General features: G+C 59.3%; 17 protein-coding genes and 2 riboswitches. Of the genes, 3 read left to right on the top strand and 14 right to left on the bottom strand.

The annotated features are described in order from the left end of the window. Positions 1-14: 14 nt before the first annotated feature. Positions 15-76, bottom strand: a riboswitch (Fluoride riboswitch). Positions 77-213: 137 nt separating this feature from the next. Further along, complete coding sequence (locus U4Y90_RS16475; RefSeq protein WP_321796012.1) at positions 214-1,533, bottom strand: voltage-gated chloride channel family protein; 1,320 nt, start codon at positions 1,531-1,533, stop codon at positions 214-216. Between the two features lie 77 nt (positions 1,534-1,610). Next, positions 1,611-1,676: riboswitch (Fluoride riboswitch) on the bottom strand. 73 nt (positions 1,677-1,749) lie between these two features. After that, the gene (locus tag U4Y90_RS16470) at positions 1,750-2,826 is read right to left on the bottom strand and encodes a porin (RefSeq protein ID WP_415749369.1); all 1,077 of its coding nucleotides are present in this window, start codon (positions 2,824-2,826) and stop codon (positions 1,750-1,752) included. Between U4Y90_RS16470 and U4Y90_RS16465 the strand changes: the two genes are divergently transcribed. Continuing rightward, entirely contained in the window at positions 2,762-2,911 is a 150-nt protein-coding gene (locus U4Y90_RS16465; RefSeq protein ID WP_321796009.1) for a hypothetical protein, read from the top strand. The two genes, U4Y90_RS16470 and U4Y90_RS16465, sit on opposite strands and share 65 nt — an antisense overlap. A gap of 81 nt (positions 2,912-2,992) precedes the next feature. On the opposite strand, the gene U4Y90_RS16460 is transcribed toward U4Y90_RS16465, so the two are convergent. Beyond that, entirely contained in the window at positions 2,993-3,703 is a 711-nt protein-coding gene (locus U4Y90_RS16460) for a YczE/YyaS/YitT family protein (protein WP_321796007.1), read from the bottom strand. Between the two features lie 174 nt (positions 3,704-3,877). Beyond that, positions 3,878-5,647, bottom strand: coding sequence for an adenine deaminase C-terminal domain-containing protein (locus U4Y90_RS16455; RefSeq protein WP_321796005.1), 1,770 nt, complete (start codon positions 5,645-5,647; stop codon positions 3,878-3,880). A gap of 244 nt (positions 5,648-5,891) precedes the next feature. On the opposite strand from U4Y90_RS16455, the gene U4Y90_RS16450 reads away from it, so the two are divergent. Beyond that, entirely contained in the window at positions 5,892-6,794 is a 903-nt protein-coding gene (locus tag U4Y90_RS16450) for a LysR family transcriptional regulator (RefSeq protein WP_321796003.1), read from the top strand. A gap of 169 nt (positions 6,795-6,963) precedes the next feature. Here the strand turns inward: U4Y90_RS16450 and U4Y90_RS16445 are convergent, their stop codons facing one another. The 7 genes from U4Y90_RS16445 to U4Y90_RS16415 are packed head-to-tail and all read right to left on the bottom strand — an operon-like array spanning position 6,964 to position 14,459. Beyond that, positions 6,964-8,232: an MFS transporter gene (locus U4Y90_RS16445; RefSeq protein ID WP_321796002.1), complete on the bottom strand. Its 1,269-nt coding sequence runs from the start codon at positions 8,230-8,232 to the stop codon at positions 6,964-6,966. 54 nt (positions 8,233-8,286) lie between these two features. Continuing rightward, complete coding sequence (locus tag U4Y90_RS16440; RefSeq protein WP_321796000.1) at positions 8,287-9,042, bottom strand: Asp/Glu racemase; 756 nt, start codon at positions 9,040-9,042, stop codon at positions 8,287-8,289. Next, entirely contained in the window at positions 9,039-9,518 is a 480-nt protein-coding gene (locus U4Y90_RS16435; protein WP_321795998.1) for an acyl-CoA thioesterase, read from the bottom strand. Before U4Y90_RS16435 ends, U4Y90_RS16440 begins: the two co-directional genes overlap by 4 nt. Beyond that, entirely contained in the window at positions 9,515-10,672 is a 1,158-nt protein-coding gene (locus U4Y90_RS16430; protein ID WP_321795996.1) for an FAD-dependent monooxygenase, read from the bottom strand. Before U4Y90_RS16430 ends, U4Y90_RS16435 begins: the two co-directional genes overlap by 4 nt. Then, entirely contained in the window at positions 10,669-11,538 is an 870-nt protein-coding gene (locus U4Y90_RS16425) for a VOC family protein (RefSeq protein WP_321795994.1), read from the bottom strand. The genes U4Y90_RS16430 and U4Y90_RS16425 overlap by 4 nt, the downstream gene beginning before the upstream one ends. Before the next feature lie 3 nt (positions 11,539-11,541). Next, complete coding sequence (locus U4Y90_RS16420) at positions 11,542-13,236, bottom strand: AMP-binding protein (protein WP_321795992.1); 1,695 nt, start codon at positions 13,234-13,236, stop codon at positions 11,542-11,544. A gap of 32 nt (positions 13,237-13,268) precedes the next feature. Beyond that, positions 13,269-14,459 carry an alpha/beta hydrolase gene (locus U4Y90_RS16415; RefSeq protein ID WP_415749368.1) on the bottom strand — a complete coding sequence of 397 codons (1,191 nt, stop codon included), beginning with the start codon at positions 14,457-14,459 and terminating at the stop codon, positions 13,269-13,271. Positions 14,460-14,639: 180 nt separating this feature from the next. Between U4Y90_RS16415 and U4Y90_RS16410 the strand changes: the two genes are divergently transcribed. Further along, entirely contained in the window at positions 14,640-15,476 is an 837-nt protein-coding gene (locus U4Y90_RS16410) for a TetR/AcrR family transcriptional regulator (RefSeq protein ID WP_321796148.1), read from the top strand. On the opposite strand, the gene U4Y90_RS16405 is transcribed toward U4Y90_RS16410, so the two are convergent. The 3 genes from U4Y90_RS16405 to U4Y90_RS16395 form a co-directional block, all read right to left on the bottom strand. Then, a complete protein-coding gene (locus U4Y90_RS16405) occupies positions 15,464-16,693 on the bottom strand; it encodes a porin (protein ID WP_321795988.1) in 1,230 nt (409 codons plus the stop codon). The two genes, U4Y90_RS16410 and U4Y90_RS16405, sit on opposite strands and share 13 nt — an antisense overlap. Before the next feature lie 253 nt (positions 16,694-16,946). Beyond that, the gene (locus tag U4Y90_RS16400; RefSeq protein ID WP_321795986.1) at positions 16,947-17,888 is read right to left on the bottom strand and encodes a LysR substrate-binding domain-containing protein; all 942 of its coding nucleotides are present in this window, start codon (positions 17,886-17,888) and stop codon (positions 16,947-16,949) included. A gap of 29 nt (positions 17,889-17,917) precedes the next feature. Continuing rightward, complete coding sequence (locus U4Y90_RS16395; protein WP_321795984.1) at positions 17,918-18,574, bottom strand: M24 family metallopeptidase; 657 nt, start codon at positions 18,572-18,574, stop codon at positions 17,918-17,920. Positions 18,575-18,826: the final 252 nt, after the last annotated feature.

Below are 18,826 nucleotides of genomic sequence, written 5' to 3'. Positions count from 1 at the left end.
CAGCGCCTGCTTCCAGGCCTGTAGGCATCATCAGCCCGAGCGGGCGGTTTGGGAGAATGCCATCTCCACCAGTCAACGCATCTTGACGCCGCGTCGAATCCCTAACAAGCAAGCGTCACGTTGCGAGAACCTCAGCGCAAGAACCGGTCCAGCTTCATGAAATAAAAGACGTAGAGAAACGAGGTTGCTCATGTCGAAACAGAATTGAGAATCTTATGATTGCACGGCAGGAGGCACCGTCGTTGCCGGCTTTTTTCGAGCGCGCCGGAGCGCCGGAATGTCGGCAAGACGAATGCCCTCGGGCAAGACGAGGTGTTTTGCATGTCCTACTCGCTGCGCGCGATAGATGCCCGTGTGCCCGGAAAACAGATAACTCACGACGCAAGCCACCGCGGCATAAACGCCGATGTGCGTGCCGAAAAGTTCCATTGCCATGACGGTCGAGGCGATCGGCGTGTTGGCCGCGCCTGCGAATACTGCGACAAACCCGAGCCCTGCAAGGACTGGCACGGGTAAAGCAAGAACGTGTCCCAGCGCATTGCCTAGCGTCGCGCCGATGTAGAAGAGCGGCGTGACTTCCCCACCCTTGAAACCGGACGCCAGGGTGACGACAGTGAAACCAAATTTGCCGGCGAAGTCGTACACCGGCAAGTCGCCGCGAAACGCCGCTTCGATCGTCGGAATGCCTAGACCCAGGAACTGTGGCGTCGCCAGCAAAGTAGCGCCGATCGCGACGATTGCGCCGCCCACGAAGGGACGCAACGGCGGCCACGCAATCTTGCGCTTGAAGAACGCCGACAATGCATGTGTCGAGTCCGCGAAGAGCATGCCGACCACACCGAAGACACTGCCCGCAACCAAAGCGGAAGCCAGTCCGAGTGCCGTGACCGGCGGCGTGAAGGCAATCGCATAGACGGTGTGGTGAATGCCCCAAAGGCGGCACGTTTCGTCCGCAACAATGGCGGAGGCCAGACACGCGAGCAGTGCGTCATAGCGCAATCTTCCTATGGCAAGCACTTCGAGCCCGAAGATCGCTCCGGCGAGCGGCGTGCCGAACACTGAGGAAAAACCGGCGGCGATTCCACCCATCAGCAAGATCCGGCGCTCGGCCTTGTCGAGACCGAAGAGGTGCGTCACGCGATCGGCGAGTGCACCGCCCATTTGCACGGCGGTGCCCTCGCGCCCCGCGGAACCGCCGAACAAATGTGTGACGACGGTCGCGGCGAGGATAAGCGGCGCCATTCGCTTCGGCACGATTTTTTGGGGATCGTGAATCTCGTCGATCAACAGGTTATTGCCGCCCTCCACGGGTTTGCCGATCCGATGGTAGATCCAGCCCGTCGCGAGTCCCGCGACCGGAAGCAACCCGAGCAGCCACGGATGGGTGATACGTGTGTCGGTGGCGAAGTCCAGCGCGTAGAGAAACAGCGCCGACGCCGACCCTGCCATTACGCCGAGGACGGACGAAAGCAAAAGCCAGCGTGCCAGGTAAGGCAGCATGGCAAACTGCTCAACAGATTGAATACGCTTCATGATTTCCAGATTCGATCGAACATCAAACCTGGGTGGCAGGCGCCACATATGGACAGCCTACGACCTCCTGCACCCAGGAACTCGTAGGCATCATCAGCCGATGTTTTGGCGGTTGAAGGAGGAATGCCATCTCCTTGATTTCAGTGTAGCACGGTAGCATTGCTTCGCGTGACGGTGTCATTCTCGCCGGCCACGCTCTTCAGCGAACCGAAGCCCCTAAAATCGAGTGCGGATGCCCACTCCCGCAGTCTCCCCGGACGACAAACCGGTGAAATGGTCGTACATGTAGACGGCATAGATGTCGGTGCGCTTGGACAAGGTGTAGTCGTAACCGAGCGACGCCGTCTGACGAGTTTGATCGAGCCCGCCGGTATCGCGCGAATACGCGTACGACGCCAGAATCCGGCCGTTTCCGGCCGCGATCGTCGCCCCGCCCTCGACCATGTTGACGTGGAAGTTCCTGTTGATCACATCGTTGCCGGTGTACGTGTATTCGGCGTACAGCTTGGCCGCGGTGAACTCGTAAGAGGCCGCAAGCTGTGCCGCCATCTGATTCCGAAATCCACGCGACAGCGAATTCAGATCGCCCGCCGTCGAATTGAAATTCGCGTATTGATACACTGCACCCGCGGTGAAGGAACCGATCCGGTACGTCGCCTGCGCCGAATATTGCCGGCTTCCGTTATCCGGGCCGCCACTGCCGAACGCATACATCGCGTGTCCTGTCAGGCCGTGCAGATCGGGCGTCGCATACTGGACCGCGTTGCTCCACGCCGTCCCGCCGACGATACCCTGATCCGTTCTATATGCCGGATAAGTACCAAGCCCCGCATACATCTGCACGATGGTCGGCGAAAAAGTGAACGACGCATAAAACGGATTGAACTGGCATGCCTGCAGATACAGGAGGCTGCTCTGGCGCCCGAGCGTGATCGTGCCCGCCGGCGTCGCGAGTCCGACATAGGCATTGCGGGAAAAGAACGGATCGCCGTTAAAGGAACCGTACGCGCCGCTCTGCGGACGGAAGAATCCCTCGATGGCGAAAACCGTCTTGTAGCCGCCGCCCAGATCCTCCTTGCCGCCGAAGCCCCAGAACGAAGTCGATAGACCGCCGCCTCCTTCCTGCCAGCTTGCGGACTTGCCCGGATACTTCTGCATGCCGACCCAGCTATCGACAATGCCGTATAACTGCACGCTCGATTGCGCGTGTGTTTCGGCGCCGATTACCATGCAGAAGATGGCTGCGGCTAATCGGCATTTCTTTTTCGGCAAAGCCGTGCGGGCACGTTCCATGAACATGATTCGATCTCTTTTGCTTTTCGAATGGCGAGTGGATGCCGACGTCGTCGATCGACATCTCGCAGTGGAAATGTTGTGAATGCAGCGGACAGGAAGCCGGTCGCGCAGGCCGGCTGTGCTTCGTCAGATCACTGTGTTATGCGCGAGCAGCCGGTTGCGATTAGAAAGGACGCTGTTCCAGAATCCTTCTTTGATGCGATGCGACGGCCGTCCTGATTCTGCGGAACAGAAAGAAATAGAGCTTGATGTACTGACCCACCAGGATGGCGTTCATGAACGTGCCTTCGCGGATAAACTTCGGCCCGCCGAGAAACGTGAACCCGATCACCGCACTGACGATCAATAACGTGCAGTCGAAACTCGTCTTGATGTCCCCCCACTTCAGTCCCGTGCGTTTAAAAAGCGTGTTGACGAACATGTCGATGGGCATCAACACGAGATTCGCGCGAATCATCAGGAACAAGCCGAATGCGAGCAGTGCATCCGCGAAGGCAAGCAGCAGGAACTTCAGGTAATAGTCCTGAAAGCCGATCGAGCGGGTCAGCATCAGGTTCAGATCCAGGCACGTAGCCAGCACGAAAGCCGGAATCAGCGACGCGAAGTTCTTGAGCGTGAAGTCCTTGCGCGCGACGAGATAGGTCAGGAACAGCATGAACAACTCAAGGATGAAGTTGTATGTGCCCTGACTCAGAGGCGTGTAGACGAGCGTCATCGTTCGGGTCAGGCTGCTCTGCGGCGATATGCCGATGCCCGCGCGTATCGCCAGACTGATGCCCATGGTCAGAATGTAGATACCGGCGACATACGTGGCCCAACGCCGTTTCAGACTTCCGGTATCGATGACTTCAGCTTCCCTTGCGTGGTGCGCCATTACTGTCCCTTGGTTGTCTGTGTGCCTCGATGCGTTGCCGTCGACTGGTCGTTGAGCGGCATCGCGCTGTGGTGGAGCGCCTCCGGGATGCGCGCGGATTTGCGCTCTCGACGCGCCGGCCGCGGCCGGCGGGCCCGAGGCGCACGTCGGCCGCGTCCGGCTACCGCGTTCGCGTCACACCATGAAGCCGAAGCGGTCGAGCGAGATGAACAAGGTCAGCAGCTTGTTCACCACGGGCTCGCCTTCGTTACGGTTGCCCATCTCTTCCAGCGACGCATCGATCGCTCGCGTCGCGCTCAGCAGATCGGCCAGGCTCATGTTGGCGAGCACGCCGCGGATGTCCAGCCGCAACACCGCCTTGACCTCCTTATTGTCGGTGACGACACAGCCGCCCGCATACGTATCGACTTCCCGGAGGCAATGGCACATTTCCGCGCTGTCCTGACCCACCGCGACGAAGTACGCCTTGGGCGCCGGCCAGAAAGTCGCCACCGCGCCGCGATCGATATGAACCCCCTTGAAGAGACCATTCACGACATGACGCTCGCCGTTCGCATGGCGCTGCACGACCGAAATGCGGTTGAGCTTCAGGCCGCCCGATTCGGCGACGACCTTCCCGTCGCGATACGGCACCCACACTTCCTGATAGAACTTTTCGTGGCCGCGGCCATAGACATCGAACAGGTACACCTTCGCCTGCGCGCCATCCGCGGAGATCTCGAGCGGCACGAGATCCAGTTGCTCCGCCGTCAGATCGCCGAGACCGGGAACCGGCTTCGTCACCATGCCGGAATAGTCGATGTCGGTCTGCTTCAGCAGCTTGCGATCCTTCGCGACCAGTTCGCCATCCTTGAACACGAAGCGCGGATTGATCTTCGACAGACTGTCCGTCAGCACGATGTCCGCGAAGCGGCCCGGCGTCAGCGAGCCGATGCGGTTGTCCATGCGGAAGGCGCGCGCCGTGTAGAGGGTCGCCATCTTGATCGCCTTGATCGGCTCGATGCCCATCTCGGCGCACAGCGAAACGATCCAGTCCATGTGGCCCCTGGTCAACAGGCGGTCCACCGAGATGTTGTCGGCGCACAGTTGGAAGTTCTCGGCGGGCCACTTGCGCTTGACGATCGCGCGCAACATGATCTTGATCACCTCGCTGCTGCCGACGCCGAACTTGATCTGCGTCTGAAGCCCGTAGCGCACGCTTTTCTCGATGTCGTCCTCCTTCCAGACGTCGTGATTGGCGAAGGCGCCGATCGCGGGCATGTAGTTCAACATCATCTCCGAGAGCGTCGTGACGCCCCAGTGCGTGTTCATGAAACCGCCCTTCGCGCGGCCCAGCGCCGACTTGCGGAAGTCGTCGTCGTTACCCACGCTGTAAGTGAGGTGTGCGAGTTCGCCGAGGCCGATCACCGGGTCCATCTTCAGCAGCGCGTCCGTGACTTCGACCGAGGTCTTCTTTCCGGGCGCAAATGCGTACACTCGATATGGCAGCCGCTCGTGGTTGCTGAAGAGCTGCTCCGTGGCCTGCACCGCGTCCGCGCCCGCCGCGCTCACGAAATCGAGGCACTCGGAGAAGATCGTGGTCGTGCCGCAGGGGACGATGGCCTCGCCGAAGGCGGCCGGATGCGCCAGTTGTGCGTCGAAGTGCACGTGGGCGTCGATCAGTCCGGGAATCGCGTACAGGCCTTCACCATCGAAAACCTCGCGCACCCTGATCGCCGCCTCGTCCGGATTCAGCGCGACGATGCGCTTGTCATACACGAGAAGCGAGCCCTGATAGACCGTCTCGCTGTGTACATCGAGGATGTTCAGATTCTTCAGGAGCAGATCGGCCTCCCGTTTGCCGTTGAGCACGTCGAAGATCGCTCTCACCTGGTCGTAATGGGCATTCACCTGGCCGTTCTGTGCCGCTGCCGGAACGTTTCTCTCGCTGACTTCCTGGTACATGGTTGTCTCTCTTTCATCGATTGGTCTGAGCCCTGCGTATTGCCGCGCCGCAACCGGACACGTGGTCAGGGTCGATTGCCTGAAAGGGCCGCGCGGATATTCCATGAGCGGCGCGCTTTCGAGGCGATCGTCGGCGACTGCGACTGGTGCCATTAAGTCCGAATCGAGCGATTCTAAAAAGCAGTGTTTTTTGCACGGAGCGTGCACTTTTCGAGTACGATCAGCGCCAGACACGGAGGCGACGATGCTTCATTCACGGTTGCTGCGTTATATCGACGAGGTGGCGCGTTCCGGCTCGATCCGCGCGGCCGGCGAGAAGCTGCACATCGCGCCTTCGGCCATCAACAAGCATTTGCTGCAGCTCGAAGAGGAAATCGGCGAGCCGCTGTTCGAGCGCCTGCCGCGGGGGCTGCGGCCGACGCCGGCAGGCGAGATCCTGCTTGCCCACGTGCGCAAGACCATCCTCGACTACCGTCAGGTCGAAGCCGAAATCCGCGACCTCAAGACGTTGCAGAAAGGCGAGGTGATCATCGCCACGCTGACCGGCCTCGCCAGCGGCATCGCATCGACGGCGGCGGCGACATTCGGTGCGAACCATCCGCACATCAAGATCTCGATCAGAGTCATGTTCGCGCGAGACATCGCGGATGCGCTCGCCAGCGGCGAGGCCGATCTGGGTCTGGGTTTCAACCTGCCTGCGTCTCCACAACTGGAAAGCCTCTGGGAAAAGGACACGAGCCTCGGCGCGGTAATCGCGCCCGGCCACGCACTGGCGCGCATGGACTCGATCCCGCTCGCGTATTGCACCTCTTATCCGCTGATTTTTGCTGATCGCTCCATGCTGATGCACGGCATCGTCGCCGATACCTTCGAGGAAGCGGGACTCGATATCGAGCCGGCTTTCCGGACCAACTCGATCGAAACGATGAAGCGTCTCGCCGCCGCGAGCGACAGCATCGCGTTCCTCAGCAAGTACGACATCGTGGAGGAGCATCGTCAGGAAGTGCTCACCTATCGGCCGATTCGCGACCGTGTCTTCAGCAAGAACGTGCTCTCGCTCGTGCGCCGCGAAAAGCAGGGGCACGGTCTGGCGAGCCGGCTGCTCGCCGAGGAAATCATGAGCGTATTGGGTGGGATGAGCGGTTGATGCCACACGACGAACACCGCTTGTCGGAGCCGGGCAGCCGACATGACTGCCCGGCACCTTTACTACACGGACGCGCACAAGTTCAGGACTCGCTCCCGGCGGACGCCTTCGTGCTCTTCTTGCTCGCGAGCTTCGCCTTCTTCTCCTTCGGCTTTGCCTCGACAACGGTTCATTTGCTCGCAACAGCAACGCCATTCAAGGATCCGCTTCCGTGAGTGCCGGGCTTCGAATAGCGTCCAAGACTCAGGAGGAACAGACACGCCGCAAGCAACAGAATCGGAGCGATCTGCATCGGCAACACGTAGGACCTGGTGGCGTCAAAATAATGGCCGGTGGCCATCGGACCGAACACCGCACCGAGCGAATAGCCGGAAAAGACAATTCCGTAGAACAGTCCGAACTTCTCCATCCCGAGATAGGCACGCGTCAAGTAAGAAAGGAGATCGCCTTCTGCCCCAATAGCCAGGCCGACGAGAACCGATGCAAGCAGCGCACCCTCATAAGATTCGATCTGTCGCAGCAAGACGAAACCAATTGCACCCGACGCGAAATACATGCACGCGACGAGCGGTGCATGAATGCGATCGACGAGAAGGCCGGAGGTGAGTCGACCGATCAGAATGCCGAGTCCCACAAGCGATGCGCAGCGTGCCGCCTCGGAAGCACTGAATCCTCGATCCATCAGCAGCGCCGGAAGATGAGGCACCAGAGACAGGACCGCAGTCGATGCACAAAGCGCACCCGCAAAAATCAGGAACACCTTCAGCGCGCGACGGCGTACCGGACCAACACCGGCCAGCGAAGTACCGGAACCGGTGTGCCTCCGAAGTTTGCGCTGAATGCCCGGCTTCTCGCGCAGCAGTAGAAACGCGACGAGCGCACCGGCGAGCGAGATTGCAGCGAGCACCTGATAAGCGTGGCGCCAACCGACCTGCGTAATCAGATAGGCCGACAACGCCGGCATGACGACGGTTCCGCTACCGAGACCCACCATCGCGAGTCCGATTGCGAGTCCGAGCCGCCGATCGAACCATTGCGGAAGGATCGTCAGGTAACCGAGGACGGACGTAGCGGCGCCGGCCATGCCGATCAAGAGGGACAGTGCGATCCAGCTTACGGTATTGCCGGTCTGGAACGCCATGCATGCCATCGCAATCGCAAATGCGAGTGCCGACACGAATACGACCCTCTTGACACCGAAGCGGTCCATCAGCACGCCGACGAGCGGGCTTACCAGAGCGAGGCCTAACATCGATGCGGAATACGACTGCGAGGCTTGAGCTCGTCCCCAATGAAAGTCCCGCACAATCGATGGGATAAAGACACCATTGGTGGCAATGAATATGGCAGCAAAGCCGACTGCCATCCCCAAAGCCGCGCCGACAACATTCCGGACGTAAGTGCTCTTCGACCTGCTCGCGACTTCTGCGTTTTCCATGGGTGTCTCCATATGTCTTTTATATCGTGCGTGGACGGTGGTCTTCGACGAGGTCTAGAGCCCGCGTGTATCCCCGAGAAATGCGCCCGCGCCAAGAGCGGAAGGATCGAGGTTGAGCAGTTTCAGCATCTGCCGGACGGTACATACGGCAGTCGAGGTGACAGGAATGCCGAGCATCTCCTGCGCTTTCTGGATGACCGGCAAAGACGGCATCTGGACACACGCTGACAACACCACCGTGTCGACGCCCTTCACATCGAGCTTCTTGACGTCGTCGAGCAGAAGCATCGGATCGCGCGCACCGACGTCGAGGTTATCCTCGATCGAAAAGTTGATCGCGTCGTGAACTTCGATGCCTTCCGCTTCGATGTAGTCGATCACACGCTTCGTGAGTGCATCCGAGTACGGCGCCATCAGCGAAATACGCCTGGCGCCGAAGCTCTTTAGCTCATCGACGAGCGCGCCTGCCGACGTCATGACGCGCGGCGACGCGGGATGCTCGATCAGCGCGTCAGTGAGCGATTGCGCGGCGGTCTGGTGGTATCCAGGACCCATGCACATGATCGCGACGAGGCAGGCGGTGCTGAGCACGTCCACGCGGGCATCGGCCAGTTCGACAGCACAACGTCCCATATCACGATTCATCCGCTCCAGTTCCTCCGGAACGACCCGGTGCATCCTCACGCGACTCGCGTGAAAGGTGAACTGATGCTCGGGGTGAGCCTGCATATAGGATGCGAACAACGCTGGAATCTCTTTCTCCATCGTGATGTTCGAACTGGGCACGATCTGCCCGATGCGAAAATTCATGTCAACTCCGTTTGTTGAAGCGGCTTGCTTGCAAATCGTTTGAGCGCCTCTTTCATTGCAGCGGGAATGTCAGTTCCTACGCGCGCGTCGATGCGTACACAGATGGGCGAGAATGTCGCGGTGAAAATCGGCTTGTTATCCGGCGAGCGGGCGTCGAAATGAATGTCGAAGGATCGAGTACGGACCTCCCCGATGCCGCACCGGATATCGATGCTGTCGTTCGGCCACAGGGTCCCCGTAAAGTCGAATGTCATGCCACGGCAAGGCAATCCGACGTTGAAGAGTTCGCCGAGCGATTTCCCCGACCCGCCAGTTGCCTCGGCGATGTGTTGCTCGAACAGAGCCGCGGCGCTGAGGACGTATTCGCTGAACTTTCCGGTGTAGACCACTCCAGCGGGATCGCAGTCCGCCCAGCGCGCCGTGCGGCGCACGGTGAACGGAACTTCACTCAGAACATACTCGTAACTGCCGATCATAAGAGTGCCTCGTTGGCGGGTATCGCGCCAGCACGTTCAAGCTCTCGAACGAGTTCGGGATATTGTTCCCGCAAGCGTGCTGCATCTATCCGGCCCGTGCGCGTCATGAACTGGTAGACGAACTGATGCGAGGAAAACGTCGTCATCCACTCGCGGATGTTCTCGTACCAGAGATATGAAGCCTCGGATGCGTGGATCAGACGATCCTTCGATTCCCTGCGCAGTTCGACGTACGCTGACAATGCACGCTGAACGTCTTCGCCGCTGGTGGCGATCGCCTGAGCGAGCGCAATCGAATCCTCCATGGCGATACGAGTGCCCGATCCGATGGAAAAATGCGCGCTCGCGAGGGCATCGCCGATCAGAACGCGGTTGCCGCTGAACCAGTTGGCGTTGCGGATGACGGGGAACTGTCGCCATACCGAGTTGTTCGAGATCAGGCCGAAACCGTCGAGCTCCGACGCGAAGACTGTTTCGAAAAGCTTCTGCCGTTCATCCAGCGATAACTGTTCGAGACCGAAGTGGTTCCAGGTCTGGTCGTCACACTCCGCGACGAAGGTGCTCATCGTCTCGGAATACGGGTAGTAGTGCGCCACAAAGTAGCCGCCCTGATACTCGCGAAACACGAGTGCGGGATATTCGAACGCCTTTCCCACTCCATACCACGCGAAGTGATTCGTCAAATATCGCTTAGTAGTGCCAAAGCCAGTTTCGTCACTAGCCCGCACTAGCGAATTGACGCCGTCGGCACCCACGACAATATCGCCGGTCAAGGAATCGATATCGTTGACGCGTGACGAATAGGTCACGGGGATGTTGAGGCGCGCTGCGTGATCTTGCAGGATATCGAGCAGTGTCAGTCTCGGGATCGCGCCGCCGCCTTGTCCCGGGCGCTTGACGGCAAGCGTACTCCTCTGATGGACGATGTTCTGCTGGGCGCCGAATTTCATCGCTTTCATGAGGTCCGCGCAGACTTCCGGTGCCGCGTCGCTCAGGCGCGAAAGGCCAGTATCGGCAAGAACGACGCCGAAACCGAATGTCGCATCAGCCGCGTTCTGTTCGATCACCTCCGTTTCGACATGCGGAGCCTGATGCGCGAGAAGAATCGCGAGGAAAAGCCCGGAGGGACCGCCTCCGACAATATCTATTTTCATGAATGCACCGCGGGATTGATTACCAGCTTGTCAGTGTCGAACTGCTTGATGGATCCGACCAGTCCTCCGGTCAACGCGCCGTACCAGACCGCCGGCTTGAATCCCAGCGCCTTGCGTTCGAACGTGATGCCCGGCGCTCCATCGATCCGAATGTAACCGTCGTTCAGGCGCGTGGTTTTATAGCCATCGGTCGCGTCCGCTGCTTCTACGAGCGCACTGAACTCGGGCACGTCGAGAACGAAAACGGAAGCGACTGTCACCGGTTCGGAATCGTTGAGACGATCGCCTTTGCGCTGCCAGACGGGCTCTATGCTGTCGAACGTCGCGCCATCACGGCTCGCGCGCTCGAGTTCGATCGCTGCCTCGAGGGTCCGCATCGCATCGCCCTTGTCTTTTTCCTCGAACGGCCGCGTCTGGTAAGTGATTTCGATGGGATAGCCGTTCGGGTCGTTGAAATAAATCGACTCGATCACTTCATGACGAACCTGATAGCGCAGCGGGATGCCGGCCTGCTCCACTCGGGCGCGCCATTCCTTGAGCTCGTTCGCATCGGAGACCAGCCACGCAGTATGAGTAGCCCGGTCCTGATAGTCATCGGTCGGAATGTGCTTTTCGGGCTGCTCCGTACCGATGTAGTAGAAGAATGCGATCGTGCTGCCGTTCCCACTGTCGAAGAAGAAGTGGAGGAAGTCGGCATGGTTTGCAGGTCCCCAGCCTTTAGCGGAAATCGCGTGGACAAGCGGCAGTCCGAGCAAGTCGCGATAAAAATGCACGGTATCTTCGAGCTTCCAGGTCGGACGAGCCGTGTGATGTACGCCACGAAGGACAGGATGGGAGAGGAAGGTCGCTTTTTCTGGGCGATTCATGACTTATCCTTGAGTAGTGGTCGATTGAGCGCGCTCCTCGTCGAGGCGCTCCATCACCTGCTTGCGCAGCAGAACTTTGCTCAGCTTGCCCGATGCGGTAAGGGGGAACTCGGAGACGATTTCCACCCGCTCCGGCCATTTGAATTTCGCGAGCCCCTCGGTTTCGAGGAATTTCGTCAATTCAGGAAGCGTGATGGAAGCGTGGCCCGGCATCGGAACGATGAATGCGCAGACCTTCTCGCCGTATATCGGATCAGGCATGCCTACAACCGCTGATGCATGCACTTGCGGGCAAGTGTTGATGACGTTTTCGAGCTCTTCAGCGTTGATCTTTTCCCCTCCACGGTCCACCACGTCCTTTGTGCGCCCGCGAAAATAGAAATAGCGCTTGCCGTCGGTGATTTTCGCCATCATCAGATCGCCTGAGCGATAGAACCCGTCAGCAGTAAAACGATGCACGTCCTCTTTCTCCGACTTGTAGTAGCCCCGGATCGTGTAAGGGCCGCGGAACAATGCTTCTCCGATCTCTCCATCGGGCACGTCGGTCTCGGTCCCGGGCTCGACGATCCGCACCTCGTCATAAGCACAGACTGGCCGTCCGACCGATTCATCGAGAATCGACTCTTGGTCGGATGGATGAGTGAACATAATCACGCCCTCGGTCATCCCGAAGATGTGATAGCAGGGTGAGCCCAGCATTTCCCGCAGACGCGATGCGTTTTTCGGCCCCATCAGCTTGCGGCGTTGCTTGCCCTCTTCAGAGGCCAGACGCATCTGGTCGGTCACCCGCGACAAGATCGGCCCCGCCAGACCAAACCATGTCGGGTCGTAACGTTCGATAAGACCGCAAAGCGTTTCTTGTCGGATGTCGGGAGAGACCGTGATGCTCGCGCCGACGAGCATCATCGGTCCGAAGAAGCAGGCCATGTTCATGTTGTGCATGAACGGAGTCGGCATGAACAGCACGTCGTCCTTGTGATATCCGTTCCACTTCGCGACCTCGCGCATGTTCAGCAGATACTCGTTCTGAAAGCGCGGAATGATTTTGGGTACGCCGGTCGTGCCGCCCGACAACTGGAAGACCGCGACCTGAAACGGGTCATCCGGGATGGCGTCTAACATGCGGCGAGCTTGCGCGCGATCCATACCTTCGATCAGCGACCACAGCGTATTCGCCTTGCCGCGCTGCTCTCCGCGTGCCTGCACGATGAGGCGCAACGAAGGAACGCTTTCGAGCATTTCTTCTGCAAACGCAACGTCGTCGAATTTCGGATCGTCGCCCTGCACGACATGCACGACGGCTTCGCACAGATTGCCCAGATAGGAGATCTCGTGCTTGCGAAACGCCTGCAATGCGCACAGCGGAATCAGCCCGGCCTTCAGACATCCGATGAACGCAATCAGAAGTTCATTGCAGTTGCCGCACTGGAGAATCACCGGATCGAACGGACGTGCCCCTTGCTGCAATAAAGCAGCGCCAAATCTGTCTGTGAGGTCATCGAACCGGGCGTAGGTGAATTCTCCTTCGGGGCCTACCAGCGCATTGCGATTCGCATTGTTGCGGAACGATTCGCGCAGCGCAGCGCGAAGGGACTGCTTTCCGAGTACACCTTCTTCCATGTAACGGGCCAGCCGATCGGCATCGGGATATCGAACTCCATTCAGGAGTTCCTTTGGCCTGAATTCCGTCTCGTTCAATTGCGTCTCCGTATTTGTCTGTGAATGCAGCATCAACCGGCAAAGTGCTTGTTGAGCCAGGCGCCGATATGCTCACCCGCCGCCTCGCGACCCGATGGCTCATCTCGAGTCAGTGCCATTCCATGGTGATTACCGCGCACTTTGGCCCTTGTCTTGTCCTTTGCGGCGATGTCGGCGTAGATGCGATCGAAGTCTTGCGGATACGCGCATTGATCGCCGGTGTATTCGAGAAGCAAAGTCGGAACTTCGATGGATGACGCGCACTTCGCGAAAGAAGCGTTGCTCGACACACCCGACCACGTCGAAAGCCACGACTCCGGTGTGACCACGCGACCGAAGGCGACACTTCCCCAGTTCGAAGTAAAGGGGTCGCTTCCCCACAGCGAACCCACCTTGCGGTCCGAGGGGTCGATAGAGATGTCCCAGGCGCGCGGATCGGCATCGGTCCTCCAAACCTGAAAGATCGGTGCATAGCCCGCAACGCGTCGATCGACACCGCCGGCGGTGCCTTCCTTGACCCTCTTGCGTGCTTCCTGCTTACGGCCGATCAACTCACGCGCGTGGGCATCCAGCTTTTGTGCTCGAACGAGTTGTGCTGCTCGATAGCGTTCCACGAATTCCTGTGAGTAATGTCCTTCACGAGCATCGAGGTCGAATCCGTTCTCTGCGCTGAAGGGATCGAGCGACGGGTCGACGGACATCGGATCGCTCTCGTCGACCACGCTCGGGTCGAGGCTGTTCAGAAGAATGGCCCCTTGCCCCGGATGCGGCGAGACGAGAACGAGGCCGTCAGCGAGCGGCATGTGCGCTTCATGCAGACCCGTCGGGCGGCCTCCGGGCGTACGCCGGACACGATCTTCCGGTGCCAGCTTCGATTGCTGGTTATAGAACGCATAGAGCGCGCCACCGCCGGAGTTTCCGAGAAGGACGATGTTCTCGAAGTCGAGCGAGCGCAGATGGTTCATTCCGGCCGCGACGTCGAGAAGCGCAATCTCATGCTCCAGACGAAGATCGTTGCCGATGGAGCGCGGACCCTGCACCCAGCAGGCGCAGCCGGCATCGAGCACCGACGGAACGAGGTAGTGCGTCACCGACATTTCGCGGGGGTGCATGATCGAAACGACCGTCTTTTCCTTCCCGGACCTCGTGAAGAGGAAACCAAGCGTCTTTTGGCCGTCGGACGTCTGAAGCGAATAAGGCACCACTTTGTACGGGCGGCGCATCAGCGCGGGGTCCCAATTCGCCCCCCGAAGTCCCGCGGTAACCTCCGCCCTCTCGATTTCAGCCACGTTGCCTCCTGCAAATATTGAGATGTTGGAGGCATGGTAGGATTTAATTGCGATGGGTGTCAATTAAATTTTCTAGGTAGACTGTCAGTACTTTCCCGAGACCGCTTGCACACCATGACGGCTGCATCCAAAAAAACAGATAAGGTGATCGCTGAAACTGCCCCGCGACGACGCGGCCGGCCGCCGAAAGCTGCTTCGGCCATTGGCGCCGAACCGATCCTGTCGCGCAACGTGATCATCGATCGTGCGACCGACATGGCGCGCACGATGCCGCTCGATCAGGTGTCGATGGTTCAGATCGCCAAGGAAATGGGGGTCGCGCCGGGATTGATTCACTACTACCTGGGCAGTCGAGACGATCTCATCTCCGGCGTACTGAACAGCCACTACCGTCGACGGCTCGAAGCCCTGCCGGCGCTCACCGGAAACTGGCGTTCGGACATCGAAAAGATCGCCCGGATTTCCTATTCAATTGCGCTCGATATCCCCGGCATCAGCCTGTATATCGCGTCGCACAACCGATTTCGACTGTTCCAATCCGTCGCTCCCGGCGAAATCGACTACGGGCTCGCGCTTTTCAATCACACGATGTCCTGCTTTCTTCAGGGCGGATTTTCGGCGGATCAGACGGCGCTGGCCTATCACCTTCTCGCGCAATTCCTGTTGTCGTCGAGCATCTCGGCTGCGGGACGCCAGTCACCCGCAGAGCACTCGGCGTATATTCGCGGAAAGTTCGAGGCCGCTTCGGACGACAGGTATCCCGCAGCAAAGCTCGTGGGCAAGGCGTTTTCCGAGTTGAGCGCGGACCGCGCCTTCGATGAAGGTCTGCGTGTGCTTCTGGAGGGCTTCGAACGGTGGCTTGCTGCGCCGGCGAAAGCGTCTGACAAGACGGCGCCGCGCGCTGCAGGACGCAAGCGCGCGGCGCAGCCCGGTCAAAATCAGAACTTGTGACGGATGCCCAGGCGCACGCCGATCTGCTTGTCAGTCGACGACGGGCTAAACCCTGCGATCGAGGCGACAGCGGGTTGTCCGAGCGAATCGCGGCCCATGGCGCGCTGCAGAACTGTCAGTGCGTAGACGTCGGTTCGCTTCGACAGACTGTAGTCGGCGCCCAGATCCAGTTGGAGGTATTTCGCGCCTTCGTCGCCCTTGACGGAGTTGCGATGCGTATAGTCGATTCCCGCCCCCAACTGCAATGACGGGGTCAGGAAATAGCGCGCATTGAGATCGATGCTCGTGAATATCGCGTCGCCCGTATAGCCGAGCGGATTCGGGCCCGACGACGAGCCTAGCGAATCAAACCGGACATTGGTGCCGACCAGCGAGACCGTTGCGCCACCCAAGGTGTATGACGCGCCACCGCCGATGATCTGCAACGTCTTGGCCGACGCGTAGCCAGCATAGACGGGATTGGACTCAGGCGAAGTCGCGCTTCCCGCCGAACCGAGATTGTTTGCGGTTGCTGTGCCCTTGTTAGGCGTGTTGCCGTAGAACGAGACGTTCGGATCGCGCGCGTTCAGATATCCCACCGCTGCCGCGAAACTTGCCCCTGTATAGCCTGCGCCCAACCCCCAGATCTGGTTCTGAGTGACGCTGCCAGCGACACCGCCGAAACTGTAAAGTGCGCTGGCTCTGAAGCCGCCATAGGTGGCCGACTCGAACTTGACTGAATTATTGATGCGGTTCGTGTTGGTCAGGTTATCCAGGTCGTCCGGATGCGCGCCCATGTAGCCGGCAAACGTTCCAGAGGCCGCGAACTGCTGTACGTAGTTGACGAGCGGATCGTATTGCCGGCCCGCGGTTACCGTTCCCCATTGACTGGATATGCCAACCCACGCCTGACGTCCGAATTCGGCGCCGCCTTGTGCAAGCGCTCCGGTATTGGCGAGGAAGCCGTTTTCCAGGGCGAAGATCGCTTTCATCCCGCCTCCCAGGTCCTCAGCGCCTCTTATACCCCAGCGACTACCGCTCAAGCCGGTAGCGTGCGCATCCGTCAATGCAAACTGCGACGCACCTCGCGGAACGCCGCCTGCACGTGAAGTTTGCGCGCTGTTTGTGTACTGCACACCCAAGTCGACAATGCCGTATAGGGTGACGGTACTTTGCGCATGCGCCTGCACCGCCATCACGCCAGCAACGGAGAAAGCTGCCGCATGTCTCCTCTTCATCGTTGCATCTCCATACATAGTTATACTAATTGATTGATTTCGCCTCATTCGGGCGTGTGGATCTTTCTGGCACGAAGGACTGTTAAGCCGTCGATCAATGCGAAATCTATCAGATTTGCTAGGGGTGTCAATAAATACGCTCAACAACGAGTGCTGGCGTTTACCCGCGCATGTCGCGGTTGGCTCCCCGCCGCAGATCCGGGCGAGGACAATAAGGTAGGATTCACGCCCGTATGCCGGTTCTTCAGGCTAATCAACCTTCACCGGCATTCGGCAATAGCGCGTCGAAGCGCCGTTGCAGATCGAGTTCAGTGGCCGCGCTCCACATGGCTGATATCAGCGGCGGCATCGTCGGCGCGCGACGTGCGATGAAGCCTATTTCACGAGTGAGTTCGGGTTCAAGCGGAACGGTGCGCGCCTTGCTTGCCTGAGCATCGAGCACGCTGAGCAGACTATGCGGCAAGACGCTGTGCAGTCCGGCATGCTGCACGTTGGAATGCAATGCAAGAAGCGAGTCGGTCTCAAGCACGACGGTCGGCTGGACACCTGCTCGTCTGAACGCCGCACTGATCACCTGACGATTCTGCATCGCCGTGCTGAGCAGACAGAATGGCAAGCTGCCCAGTTCAGACCAGCGCGCCGCGCGCGGCCCCGCACTCGCGGCCGTTCCGATCACTGCGTCGGCCGGAGACAACAGGAAATAGCGCTCGCGATAAAGCGGCAATACTTCGAAACCCGCCTGCACGTGTTCGTCAAGATAAGTGAAGCCGATATCGATCTCGTAGTCGTCGAGTTGCCGCAGGATTGCGTCGGAACTCAGCGAGCGCACCGAATAGTGGATTGCGTCGTGCTTCGCACGGCACGCCCCGAGCAGAAGGCCGATGATCGGCATCGTCGTCGGGATGACGCCAAAGCGCAGAGTGCCCGTCAACCGCACCTGCGAGGCGGAAGCGTCCTGCCGCATGTGTTCGAGCGCGGCCAGTGTTTGACGTGCCCAACCGAGCACACGCTCGCCCTCCTCCGTAAATCCAATAAAGCGACGGTCGCGTTTCACGATCACGAGACCGAGCTCAGACTCGAGACTTCGGATCGCAGACGACAACGCCGGCTGCGAGACGTTGCACGACTCGGCCGCCTTCGCGAAATGCTGTTCCTTTGCGAGCGTGACGAGATACTTCAGTTGTCTGATGAACATTCAGTGGGTGTCGGGCTATTGAACGATGATCAGACAAGCAAGTCTTCGTAGAACGCGCCGAATGGCCGTGTCGGGTGCGCTATCTGAATTTCGAGAATCCACAATCCGATATCCGGACACGCATCGAAATCGCCGAGCTTGCCGGCTTTGTAGACGGCATGCGGAAAATCGCTCACACGATGGCCTTTTATGTCCAGGTTCAGTCGCCAGCCCATTTCGTTCGCGCGAAACTCCGCGTAGTCGTAAAGCGATATGCCGGTCGTTCCTGTTTTGCGCCAGTGCGCCTCGACTTCATCGAACAGGCGCTGAGCAGCCACGGCGCATTCGATCATCTCCGGATCGTCGCCGACGACAAAGGTCGCACCGGCATCGCCTTCATGACCTTTCCAGACGATCCCCAGATCGATGAAGAAGATATCGTTCTCGGCCAGGCGTGGATCGCCCTCCGAGCGCTCCTTGAACGTCTTGAGGGTGTTCGCACCGAATCGCACGAGCGACGGATGCCAGATCCGCTCCATGCCGAGCGCGGTCATGACGTTTTTGCATTCGGCGATCGCCTCGGATTCGAGCATCCCCGGCCGCACCCGCGCGCTCATCTCATTGACGACGTCCCACGTTCTGTCGCGCGCAAACCTCATTGAATCGAGTACAAAGTTTTCTCCGACCCGCTGCTGATTCATCGCCATTCCCACTCCTCGTTATATATGCATCAATATAACGATAACTTGGTCCGGCGTCCAAGTTCGTATAGTGGTGCGCCGCCTATCTAGTAGTAGATTGGGTGATATACGCCAGAATAGCGGCGGCGTCGAAAAGGGTGATAAGCCACGCTTATCAAGTGATTCGGCGAAACGATTGGATCGCTATTGCTCTTATCGTCAACACTCTGTCCATCGATCCGCCACAGGAGCGCGATCGAAGAGCCGGTGGCGCCAACG

Source organism: Caballeronia sp. J97 (assembly GCF_905220305.1).
Lineage (GTDB): Bacteria > Pseudomonadota > Gammaproteobacteria > Burkholderiales > Burkholderiaceae > Caballeronia.
The sequence above is the reverse complement of the archived record's forward strand: the minus strand, read 5'-3'. Positions and strand labels throughout refer to the sequence as shown.

Bases quoted from the DNA above. Each gene is read 5' to 3' on its own strand.
- U4Y90_RS16475 (WP_321796012.1), bottom strand. From the start codon at position 1,533: ATGAAGCGTATTCAATCTGTTGAGCAGTTTGCCATGCTGCCTTACCTG.
- U4Y90_RS16465 (WP_321796009.1), top strand. From the start codon at position 2,762: ATGCAGAAGATGGCTGCGGCTAATCGGCATTTCTTTTTCGGCAAAGCC.
- U4Y90_RS16470 (WP_415749369.1), bottom strand. From the start codon at position 2,826: ATGGAACGTGCCCGCACGGCTTTGCCGAAAAAGAAATGCCGATTAGCC.
- U4Y90_RS16460 (WP_321796007.1), bottom strand. From the start codon at position 3,703: ATGGCGCACCACGCAAGGGAAGCTGAAGTCATCGATACCGGAAGTCTG.
- U4Y90_RS16455 (WP_321796005.1), bottom strand. From the start codon at position 5,647: ATGTACCAGGAAGTCAGCGAGAGAAACGTTCCGGCAGCGGCACAGAAC.
- U4Y90_RS16450 (WP_321796003.1), top strand. From the start codon at position 5,892: ATGCTTCATTCACGGTTGCTGCGTTATATCGACGAGGTGGCGCGTTCC.
- U4Y90_RS16445 (WP_321796002.1), bottom strand. From the start codon at position 8,232: ATGGAAAACGCAGAAGTCGCGAGCAGGTCGAAGAGCACTTACGTCCGG.
- U4Y90_RS16440 (WP_321796000.1), bottom strand. From the start codon at position 9,042: ATGAATTTTCGCATCGGGCAGATCGTGCCCAGTTCGAACATCACGATG.
- U4Y90_RS16435 (WP_321795998.1), bottom strand. From the start codon at position 9,518: ATGATCGGCAGTTACGAGTATGTTCTGAGTGAAGTTCCGTTCACCGTG.
- U4Y90_RS16430 (WP_321795996.1), bottom strand. From the start codon at position 10,672: ATGAAAATAGATATTGTCGGAGGCGGTCCCTCCGGGCTTTTCCTCGCG.
- U4Y90_RS16425 (WP_321795994.1), bottom strand. From the start codon at position 11,538: ATGAATCGCCCAGAAAAAGCGACCTTCCTCTCCCATCCTGTCCTTCGT.
- U4Y90_RS16415 (WP_415749368.1), bottom strand. From the start codon at position 14,459: ATGCGCCGCCCGTACAAAGTGGTGCCTTATTCGCTTCAGACGTCCGAC.
- U4Y90_RS16410 (WP_321796148.1), top strand. From the start codon at position 14,640: ATGACGGCTGCATCCAAAAAAACAGATAAGGTGATCGCTGAAACTGCC.
- U4Y90_RS16405 (WP_321795988.1), bottom strand. From the start codon at position 16,693: ATGAAGAGGAGACATGCGGCAGCTTTCTCCGTTGCTGGCGTGATGGCG.
- U4Y90_RS16400 (WP_321795986.1), bottom strand. From the start codon at position 17,888: ATGTTCATCAGACAACTGAAGTATCTCGTCACGCTCGCAAAGGAACAG.
- U4Y90_RS16395 (WP_321795984.1), bottom strand. From the start codon at position 18,574: ATGGCGATGAATCAGCAGCGGGTCGGAGAAAACTTTGTACTCGATTCA.